Here is a 9068-nt window from a genome sequence, read left to right as displayed (position 1 = left end):
CCGCCGGAGATGCCCGTGATGCTGTTCGTCTGCCGGGCCAACCTGTGCCGGTCGGCGATGGCCGAGCGACTCGCGGCGTGGCACGGGCTGGCCGCCGCCAGCGCGGGCACGCACGCGGTGCCCGGCCTGGAGATGCCGTCCCACGCGCGGACGGTGCTGACCGAACTGGGCGCCGACCCGGCGGGCTTCCGCAGCCGTCGCGTGGATGCCGCCGCGCTCACCGGTGCCGGCCTGGTGCTCACCGCGACCCGGGCGGAGCGGGCGCGGTGTGTGACGCTCGCGCCGCCGACGGCCGGGCGGACCTTCACGCTGCGCCAGTTCGGCCGGTACCTCGCCGCGCTGCCGGACGGTCCGCCGGCGACGTCGGCCGAACTGCTGGCGGGGATCGGGCGGGTGCGCGGGCGGCTGCAGCCCGGCTCGCCGGCCGACGACGACCTGACCGATCCGTTCGGCGGGCCGATCGACGGCTTCCGTGACTGCGCCACGACCATCAGCGGCATCCTCAGCCTCCTCGCCGGCCGGCTTCGACGGTGAACGGCTTGTCGACCGCCTTCCTGGCCGGCTCGGCTGTGAGCGGGCGCAGGGCGGGGCGGGGTCGTTCGGCGTCGCGCGTGCCGTAGTACGCGTAGCTGTAGCCGTCGCCGGCGCCGCCCTTCGCCGCGTTGAGCACGCAGCCGAAGAGCCGGGCGGAGACCGCCTCGATCGCGAGGACCGCCGACTGCACCTGCGCGACGGTGGTCTTGCCGGCCCTGGTCACCAGGACGGCGCCGTCGGCGCGGCTGGCGACCACGGCGGCGTCGGTGACGACCAGCAGCGGCGAGGTGTCCACGACGACGTAGTCGTAGGACTCGCTCACCGTCGCGAGCAGCCGGGCCATCTGCTGCGAGCCGAGCAACTCGCTCGGGTTGGGCGGGATCGAGCCGCTGGCGAGCACCCACAGGTCGCGGTCGCCCCACCGCTGCACGGCGGTCTCGAGGTCGACCTGCCCGACGAGCACGTTGGTGAGCCCGACCGCGCCCTCCAGGTCGAGGTAGCCGGCGAGCTTCGGCCGCCGGACGTCGGCGTCGACGAGCAGCACCCGGTGCCCGGCCTCGGCGAGCACGATCGCCAGGTTGCAGGCGATCGTGGACTTGCCCTCGTCGGGCAGCGCGCTGGTCACCACGACGCAGCGGGCGCGCCGGTCGGGGTCGACGAACTGGAGGTTGGTGCGCAGGTGCCGCATGGCCTCGCCGCGGGGCGACCAGGCCGCGTCCTCCAGCAGCAGCGGCTCGTCCTTCGCCCGGGGATCCAGCGGTACCGCTGCCAGGATGGCCTTTCCGGCGGCCTGGCGCAGGGCCGATGCGGACCGGACCGTGGTGTCCAGGATGTCCCGCAGCACGGCCGCGGCGGCCCCGACGATCAGCCCGAGCAGCAGGGCCAGCCCGAAGTTGCGGACCGGGCGCGGGCTGACGGGCTCGGCGCCGACGCGGGGTCCGGTGACGACGTCGACGCGGACGGTCGGGGCGGTGCCGCCCGGCGGGGTCTCGATGACCGCGACGAGTTCGGCGAACTCCGTCGCGACGGCCTGAGCGATGCGCAGCGCGCGCCCGCTGTCGGTGTCGACGACGGTGACGTCGAGCAGCACGGTGTCGGGCACGGTACGCGCGGAGAGGCGGCCCTTGATCTCGTCGGCGTCGAGCCCGACGTCGGAATCGGCGGCCACCGCGCGGGCGAGCCGGTCGCTCGTGACGAGCGTGACGTAGGAGCGCGCGCGCTGCTGGGAGAACAGGCCGCCCTGGTAGGCGTCGGTGACCCCGCTGCTCGGCGTGCTCACGAAGAAGGTGACCGAGGCGGCGTAGGTGGGTGCGGCCGTCGCGGTCACCACCACCGCGGCGGCCAGTGCCAGGCAGGCCGTCGTGGCCACCAGCCACCAGCGTTTGCGGACCGCGCTGACGTAGTCGCGCAGTTCCATACGCCATGACCTCCCCGTAACCGCTTACCTACAGAGAGTTACAGATCGGGGGGCCGTAAGCGATGAAACCGTCCGATTTCCCCGATAAGGTTTTTAAGCGACATTCCTCCCGCGAATCATGAAGAATGATCGCCATCCGACTCTGCGGGGGGATCTGGATGGACCACCACCGACCTGCCGGACCCGGTGACTGGCCGGCCGACCTGTGTGCGTGGGCCGGCGGCCTGGCACTCGCGATCACCATCGCGCCGGAGCGGCCGCCCCTGCTCCACGCGGCGGGCACGATCCTGCTCGCGGTGACGCTGCACTCGGCGATCGCCTGGCCGGTGCACCTCTACCGACGCCGCTACGACCACGGCACGCTCGACGAGCTGCGCGCGCTCGGGGTCACCGTCGCCGCGGCCGGCGCGCTGCTCTACGCGTTCAACCCGATGCCGACCGTCCCCGCCGGGATCCCGGTCGTGGCGGCGATGACCGCGCTGCTGGCCATGGTCGCCGTGCGCGGCACCGGGCGACTACGCCGGGAGCGGCGCCAGCGCGCCGAACGCGAGGCCGCCGAGCCCGTCGTCGTCTACGGCGCCGGCGCGGCCGGCCACCGGCTGCTGCGCTCGATGCTGCACGACCCGCACTGCCGCTTCCGCCCGGTCGGGCTGATCGACGACGACCCCGCCAAGCAGAACCTGCGTATCGAGGGCGTGCCGGTGCTCGGCGGGCGCGCCTCGCTCATCGCGGCGCTGGAGCGCACCGACGCGGCCGGCGTGATCTTCGCGATCCGCGGCGGCGACGGCGCGCTGCTGCGCTCGGTCCGAGCCCTCGTCACCGCCACCGAGCGGTGGCTCAAGGTGCTGCCGTCGCTCGACGAGACCCTGGGCGCCGGCGTGGCGGAGGTTCGTGAGGTGCGGCTCACGGACCTCCTCGGGCGCCGCCAGATCGACACCGACCTGGCCACGATCGGCGACTACCTGACCGACCGCCGCGTGCTGGTCACCGGGGCCGGCGGGTCGATCGGCTCGGAGCTGTGCCGGCAGCTGCACCGCTTCGGGCCGGCCGAGCTGATGATGCTTGACCGCGACGAGTCGGCGCTGCACGCCGTGCAGCTGTCGATCCACGGGCGGGCGCTGCTGGACAGCCCGGAGCTGATCCTGGCGGACCTGCGGGACGCGGCCGCCATCCACGCCGTCTTCGCCGAGCGCCGGCCGGAGGTCGTCTTCCACGCCGCCGCGCTCAAGCACCTGACGCTGCTGGAGCGCCACCCCGGCGAGGCGTTGCAGACCAACGTGATCGGCACGCTCAACGTGCTGGAGGCGGCGGCCGCGACCGGCGTCGAGCGGTTCGTGAACATCTCGACCGACAAGGCGGCCGACCCGGTCAGCGTCCTGGGCTACTCGAAACGGATCACCGAGCGGCTCACCGCGCACCGCTCGACGGTCACCACCGGCACGTACCTCAACGTCCGGTTCGGCAACGTCCTCGGCAGCCGCGGCTCGGTGATCACCGCGTTCCAGACGCAGATCGCGGCGGGCGGACCGGTGACCGTCACCGACCCCGAGGTGACCCGGTACTTCATGACCGTCCAGGAGGCCGTCCAGCTGGTCATCCAGGCCGCGGCGCTGGGCGCCGGCGGTGAGGCGCTCGTGCTGGACATGGGTTCGCCGGTACGGATCGACGAGCTGGCCCACCAGCTCGCCGCCCTCGCCGACCGGCCGGTCCAGTTCGTCTACACCGGGCTGCGGCCGGGCGAGAAGCTGCACGAGGAACTGTTCGGCGCCGGCGAGACCGACCTGCGGCCCCTGCACCCGCTCATCTCGCACGTCTCGGTGCCGCCGCTGGACCCTGCACTGGTGCGGCCACTGGCCGCCTCAGCGCCGCCGGCGACACTGACCGGCCAACTGGCGGACCTGTGCGTCCTGCCGGTGCCGGCTATCGACGTGCCGACGCTATCTGCTGCGCGTACCAGCTGACCGTCTCGCGCAGCCCGAAGTCCAGCGGCACCGGGCCGTGGCCGGGGAAGAGCTCCTTGAGCCGCTGCGAGTCGGCCTGGGAATCCCGCACGTCGCCGGGGCGGGCCGGGTCGAACACGACCTCGACCGGCCGGCCCACGAGCCCGCGGATGCGGTCGACGAGATCCAGCAGCGAGGTGCGGGTGCCGAACGCGAGGTTGACCGGCGTCGGGCTGGTGACCCGGCGGACCGCGGCGTCGGTGAGCAGCCGGGCGACCGACCCGACGTACGTGAAGTCGCGGGTCTGCAGGCCGTCGCCGTGGACGTGCAGGGGCCGGCCGCGCAGTGCCGCGTCGGCGAAGCTGGGGATGACGGCGGCGTAGGCGTGTCCGACCGACTGCAGCGGCCCGTACACGTTGAAGAACCGCAGCGCGAGCACCGGCAGCCCGTAGGTGGCACCGTAGGCCAGGACCGCCGACTCGGCCGCGAGTTTGCTCGCCGCGTACGGGCTCTGCGGGCGGGTCGGCAGCTCCTCGTGCTTCGGCAGGGTGCGGGTCGGCCCGTACACCGACGACGAGGACGCGGTGATGATCGGCGTATTCTCCCGCCGGCAAGCCTCCAGCACGTGCATGGTGCCCGTGGCGTTGACAAGATGGCTGCGCAGCGGGTCGGCGACCGACCGCGGCACGGACGGCCGGGCGGCGAGGTGAATGACCACGTCGGCGCCGGACACCGCGGCGTCGATCGCGGGCCGGTCGAGGATGCTGCCGACGACAAGCTTGACGTCGACGCCTTCGAGGTTACCTTCGGTACCGGTGGTGAGATCGTCGAAGGCGACGACCTCATCAACGCCGGGGTGGGCGGCCAGCTCGCGGCACAGATTCCCGCCGATGAACCCGGCGCCGCCGGTTACGAGAACTCTCATCGCTGCAGTTCAACGCGCACTCCCGGCCGGTGGTAACGCATTATCCACTTTTCGGACCAAAGGTGCGATTTCGTCGGCCGGTCGGTTTGCCCTCCGGGCCCTGTTGTCCTGACGCAGCGGCGGGACGGCTGGAGCCGCTGACCACGGCAAACCCGGCAGCGGAGTTCACGAGTGGCCACCGGCCCGGGAGACGGGTGGCGGAGCGGCGGGCCGAGCGGCAGGGCAGCGAGTGAAGCGGCCCAGCGGCAAGCGGCCCAGCGGCCAAAGCGGCGGGCGGGCCGCGGGCCACCCGGACGCGGCGCATGATCGCGGACGTTTCGGTGGGCTGAGACGCGCAAAACGTCCACGATCATGAAACCCGCCGCCCAAGTTCATGATCGCGGACTCTCCGCTGGGAACCTCATGATCCTGAAGGGTTGCGACACCCAGAGAGCCTGTTGCGTAATTCGCCGGGACAGCGTTGGCGGCCCAACTACGCGCCGATCTTGGAGTTGTGGCGCCATGAACCTCCGAATTTGTCCGGGTTTGTCAAGGACCACAACTCCAAGATCGGCGCGGTTGTTGGGGTTGACGCGCGAGGGATCCGAATTGCGCAACAGGCTCCAGAGGTACAACAACCCTTCACGAGCATGGAGAGCTCGCCCCTCTGCGTGCCGACAGCCAAGACGCGGCCACGTCGCGGGACACCGAGAGCGAATCAGCCCCCTCCCCGGCCGCACCAGCCCACGACTGGCAGCGGCCAACGCCCCGGCAGCCCAGCAATCCGAGCCGCCCGACCGCCCGGAAGCCCAGCAATCCGGCAGCCCAGCAGCCTGGCAATCCAGCCACAGACACCCGCAGACCAGCAGTCCGCCGGCCCGCCAGACCAACAGACCAACAGACCAACAGACCAACAGACCAACAGACCAACAGACCAACAGACCAACAGACCAACAGACCAACAGACTGGCATTCCAGCCGCCCGGCAGCTCAGCAAACCGGCAGACCGGCCGATCTGCCCCTGAGCCCGACAAAACTGACAGCGACCAACGGACGACGGCCCAGCGGCTCGAGCCAGCCCCTCAGCCCGGCGGCCAGCAGCGGGGCGACGGAACGCCCAACGGGCCCGAGCCGACCCACCTCCCAGCAGTTCGAGCTGACAAGGAGCACCAGACGACGCCCGCCGAACGTCGCCAGCAGCCGGGGCCGCCCCGCAAAGCAGGAGCTCGAGGCGGTCCCGCAGGCCGGCTCCCTCGCGCCGGCCTGCGGGACCCGGAGGATCAACCCCCGACGACCACGTCGCTGGAGCACGACCGGCCGGTGGTGACGCCGAGACCGACTCCAGCCCGCGCCATACTGATCGGCGCTCCGCCCCGCTGGTCCACTATGGACGAGCGACACGCTTGGAACAATGCCGGCCGGCAAGGGACGGTGGCCGGCATTGTTCCGCTCAGCCGATCGACTTGAGTCGCGGCACGATCCGCTCGGCGAGGCCGTTGACGAACTCGACCGGGTGGCGGTCGGGCATCGTCATGACCTCGGTGATGCCGAGCTTGGCGAAGCTCTCCACGTCGGCGAGCCACGCGTCCGGGTCGACCAGCGGCGGCTGGGGGATCAGTGCGGTCTTCACGATCTCGTCGTAGTTGCGGCCCTCGGCGGCGCAGTGCTCGCGCAGCACAGCCAGTTTGCGCTCCACCTCTTCGATGCTGGTGCCGAAGATGTTGCAGGCGTCGCCGTACTTGGCGACGAGCCGCAGCGTCTTCTTCTCACCGCCGCCACCGATCATGATCATCGGGTGCGGGCGGCTCAGCACGTGCGGCGAGTTCAGCGTCTCGGTGAGCTGGTAGTGCCGGCCCTCGTAGGCGCCGTTGTCGTCGCTCCACATCTGCAGGCAGATCTGCAGCGTCTCCTCCAGCCGCTCGAAGCGCTCGGCGACCGGCACCACCGGCACACCGAGGCCGCGTTGCTCGCGCTCATACCACGACGCGCCGATGCCGAGGCGCGCACGGCCGCCCGAGAGCACGTCGAGCGTGGTGACGGTCTTCGCCAGGATGCCGGGGTGACGGTACATCACCCCGGTCACCAGCAGGCCGAGCGTCATCCGCGAGGTCGACGCGGCGAGGTAGCCCAGTGTCGTGTAGCCCTCCAGCATCGGCTCCTCGGCGGGAGCCGTCTGATCCATCTGGAAGAAATGGTCCATGACGGTGAACGAGTCCACCCCCACCTGCTCGGCGATCTGAGCGGTCTCGCGCAGGGTCGGTGCGATGGCGGTCGGCTCCGCCGGGGTCGAGAAGTTCCAGTAGTGCAGACCCAGCTTCATGCCCCAAACCTAACGCGCCGATTCACAGCGCCGCCGCGATCCGCCGCAAACGATCGTGGACCCCTTCGTAAACAGCGGCCGCGCCGAGTCGCGACCATCGTGTAGCCGGCGCCTCACCCGCCTGGCTCACCAACTGGTAGGCGTCGAGGTGATCCAGGCCCCAGGTGACCAGGTCGAGCCGGCTGATGCGGAAGGCGTCGGACTCCAGCCGTGGCCACGGTGTCGGGGTGTCCGGGGTGATGGTCATCTTCGCCTCGAACGCCGCCGGTGCCACCCCGGCGGTCCCGCGCATGGGGTCCATCGGCAGGTCGACGGTGAAGTCGCTGTTGCGAGCCAGGGAACCGCACGGTGTTCGTCTCGCGCGTCAGCTCGTACCACCACATCCGCTCCCCGATCGGAGGCTGCAGCGCGCCGAAGTGCCGCGCACCCTGCCGCCGAATCAATCCTCTGTGGACACCCGCAGGACATCGCCGGGGCCGCACGGTGCGGCGCCAGGAACGCGGTCATCGCGCCGAGGTTGACCAATGTGGACAGCAGCGTGATGCCGCCGTCGCGCGACCACATGTCGAGGCCGAGACCGCCCGCCACGACAAAGGTGGTCGCGGCGAGTTGCGGGCCGGGAAGGACGGCAGCTGCCGGTCGCGGGCCCAATACTTGAATCTGGAAAGATCTCATTTCCTGAAGGTCATGACCGCCGCGGCGACGGCACCGAGCGCGACCATGGCAACGGCGCAGAGCAACAGCGTCCCGCGAGCACCGGCCGCGGTGACCAGCGGTCCGCCGAGGACCGTGCCGAGCGGCACGGCGAGCACGGTCATCGAGCCGTTCGCGGCGAGGACCTGCGGGAGCCGCTCCGGCGGGGTGACCCGCTGGAAGAGTGCCATCGACGTCGACAGGTACGGCGCCCAGACCAGACCGGCGACCGCGAACGCCACAAGGGAGACGCCGACCGGCACACCGAGCCCCAGCGGCAGCAGCGCGGCGCCGAACGCGACGACGATGCCGATCGTGGTCGGCCAGAGCGGCCAGCGGTGCAGGTAGCCCGTCGCCAGACCGCCGGCGACCGCGCCGACGCCGAAGGCCGTGTAGTAGACACCGAGCAGCGCGGCGCCGGCGTGCAGGTCGTCGGCGACGTGGATCGGCATCGCCGCGTAGAACGGGCCGAACAGGAAGAAGAAGCCGGACGACAGCGCCAGCAGGCCGAGTAGGGTGCGGTCGCGCCGGATGGCGGCGAAGCCGGCCCACCCCGACCGCGGGGCCTCCGGCCGCTGCGCGGACCGGGGCACGGCCAGGCGGTACGTCAGCGCCAGGACCGCGAAGCTCGCCGCGTCGAGCGCGATCACGACCGCCGGGTTGGTCCAGGCGATGAGCAGGCCCGCGAGCGGCGGGCCGGCAATGGTGGCAAACTCCGCGATCGTCGTGTTCACCGCATTTGCCGCGAGATGGTGCTCGGCGGGCAGGACCTCGGCGATCAGCGTGTAGCGGCCGGCGGACCCCCAGGCGGCCAGCAGTGACGAGACGGCGAGCAGGGCGACGTAGAGGCCGATGCCCAGGCCACCGGCGGCGTAGGCGACCACGATCGCGGCGAGCGCGGCGGCGCGCAGGATCGCGTTCCACCCGGCCAGCTGTGCACCGGGACGCCCGCCGAGGAACCGGCCGAACAACACCCCGCCGGCCGCGCTCGGCAGGGAGTAGGCCGCCACCGCGACCGCCACCCAGACGCCCCGCTGCCCGGCCGGGGCGAGTTGCAGCGCGAGCCAGCTCACGGCCACGACGGACATGCCGTCACCGAGCGCGGAGACCGCCAGGCCGGGCAGGACCCGGCGGAGGACGGGATGGCTGACCACCGGCCAGTAGGGGGAGCGCCTCATCCGGCAACTTGATCCTGCGCACGGGCCGGGGATCAACAGTTATCGCCGTCGGCGTATTCAGCCGATGGCGGAGCGTGAACGG

Annotated in this window: 7 protein-coding genes; 2 read left to right on the top strand and 5 right to left on the bottom strand. The window is 71.7% G+C overall.

What is annotated here, in order from left to right; translation table 11 throughout:
• The first annotated feature begins 18 nt into the window (after nucleotides 1-18).
• A complete protein-coding gene (locus tag Dfulv_RS02990) occupies nucleotides 19-534 on the top strand; it encodes an arsenate reductase/protein-tyrosine-phosphatase family protein (protein ID WP_259867346.1) in 516 nt (171 codons plus the stop codon).
• Here Dfulv_RS02990 and Dfulv_RS02985 read toward each other — a convergent pair.
• Nucleotides 503-1951 (bottom strand): polysaccharide biosynthesis tyrosine autokinase, encoded by a 1449-nt coding sequence (locus Dfulv_RS02985; RefSeq protein WP_259861069.1) that lies wholly within the window; start codon nucleotides 1949-1951, stop codon nucleotides 503-505. The genes Dfulv_RS02990 and Dfulv_RS02985 overlap by 32 nt on opposite strands.
• A 158-nt stretch (nucleotides 1952-2109) precedes the next feature.
• Between Dfulv_RS02985 and Dfulv_RS02980 the strand changes: the two genes are divergently transcribed.
• Nucleotides 2110-3912 carry a polysaccharide biosynthesis protein gene (locus Dfulv_RS02980; RefSeq protein WP_259861068.1) on the top strand — a complete coding sequence of 601 codons (1803 nt, stop codon included), beginning with the start codon at nucleotides 2110-2112 and terminating at the stop codon, nucleotides 3910-3912.
• Here the strand turns inward: Dfulv_RS02980 and Dfulv_RS02975 are convergent.
• From Dfulv_RS02975 to Dfulv_RS02960, 4 genes are all read right to left on the bottom strand, one after another.
• Nucleotides 3872-4816, bottom strand: coding sequence for an NAD-dependent epimerase/dehydratase family protein (locus Dfulv_RS02975; RefSeq protein WP_259861067.1), 945 nt, complete (start codon nucleotides 4814-4816; stop codon nucleotides 3872-3874). The genes Dfulv_RS02980 and Dfulv_RS02975 overlap by 41 nt on opposite strands.
• A gap of 1429 nt (nucleotides 4817-6245) precedes the next feature.
• Nucleotides 6246-7115 carry an LLM class F420-dependent oxidoreductase gene (locus tag Dfulv_RS02970; RefSeq protein WP_259861066.1) on the bottom strand — a complete coding sequence of 290 codons (870 nt, stop codon included), beginning with the start codon at nucleotides 7113-7115 and terminating at the stop codon, nucleotides 6246-6248.
• A 22-nt stretch (nucleotides 7116-7137) separates the two neighbouring features.
• Nucleotides 7138-7416, bottom strand: coding sequence for a hypothetical protein (locus tag Dfulv_RS02965; protein WP_259861065.1), 279 nt, complete (start codon nucleotides 7414-7416; stop codon nucleotides 7138-7140).
• 370 nt (nucleotides 7417-7786) lie between these two features.
• Complete coding sequence (locus Dfulv_RS02960; RefSeq protein WP_259861064.1) at nucleotides 7787-8986, bottom strand: MFS transporter; 1200 nt, start codon at nucleotides 8984-8986, stop codon at nucleotides 7787-7789.
• Between the last annotated feature and the right edge of the window lie 82 nt (nucleotides 8987-9068).

The organism is Dactylosporangium fulvum (genome assembly GCF_025137375.1).
Lineage (GTDB): Bacteria > Actinomycetota > Actinomycetes > Mycobacteriales > Micromonosporaceae > Dactylosporangium > Dactylosporangium fulvum.
The sequence above is the reverse complement of the archived record's forward strand: the minus strand, read 5'-3'. Positions and strand labels throughout refer to the sequence as shown.

Excerpts from the sequence above, each read along its gene's own strand:
- Dfulv_RS02965 (WP_259861065.1), bottom strand. The coding sequence starts at position 7,416 with ATGGACCCCATGCGCGGGACCGCCGGGGTGGCACCGGCGGCGTTCGAG.
- Dfulv_RS02960 (WP_259861064.1), bottom strand. The coding sequence starts at position 8,986 with ATGAGGCGCTCCCCCTACTGGCCGGTGGTCAGCCATCCCGTCCTCCGC.
- Dfulv_RS02990 (WP_259867346.1), top strand. The coding sequence starts at position 19 with ATGCTGTTCGTCTGCCGGGCCAACCTGTGCCGGTCGGCGATGGCCGAG.
- Dfulv_RS02980 (WP_259861068.1), top strand. The coding sequence starts at position 2,110 with ATGGACCACCACCGACCTGCCGGACCCGGTGACTGGCCGGCCGACCTG.
- Dfulv_RS02970 (WP_259861066.1), bottom strand. The coding sequence starts at position 7,115 with ATGAAGCTGGGTCTGCACTACTGGAACTTCTCGACCCCGGCGGAGCCG.
- Dfulv_RS02975 (WP_259861067.1), bottom strand. The coding sequence starts at position 4,816 with ATGAGAGTTCTCGTAACCGGCGGCGCCGGGTTCATCGGCGGGAATCTG.
- Dfulv_RS02985 (WP_259861069.1), bottom strand. The coding sequence starts at position 1,951 with ATGGAACTGCGCGACTACGTCAGCGCGGTCCGCAAACGCTGGTGGCTG.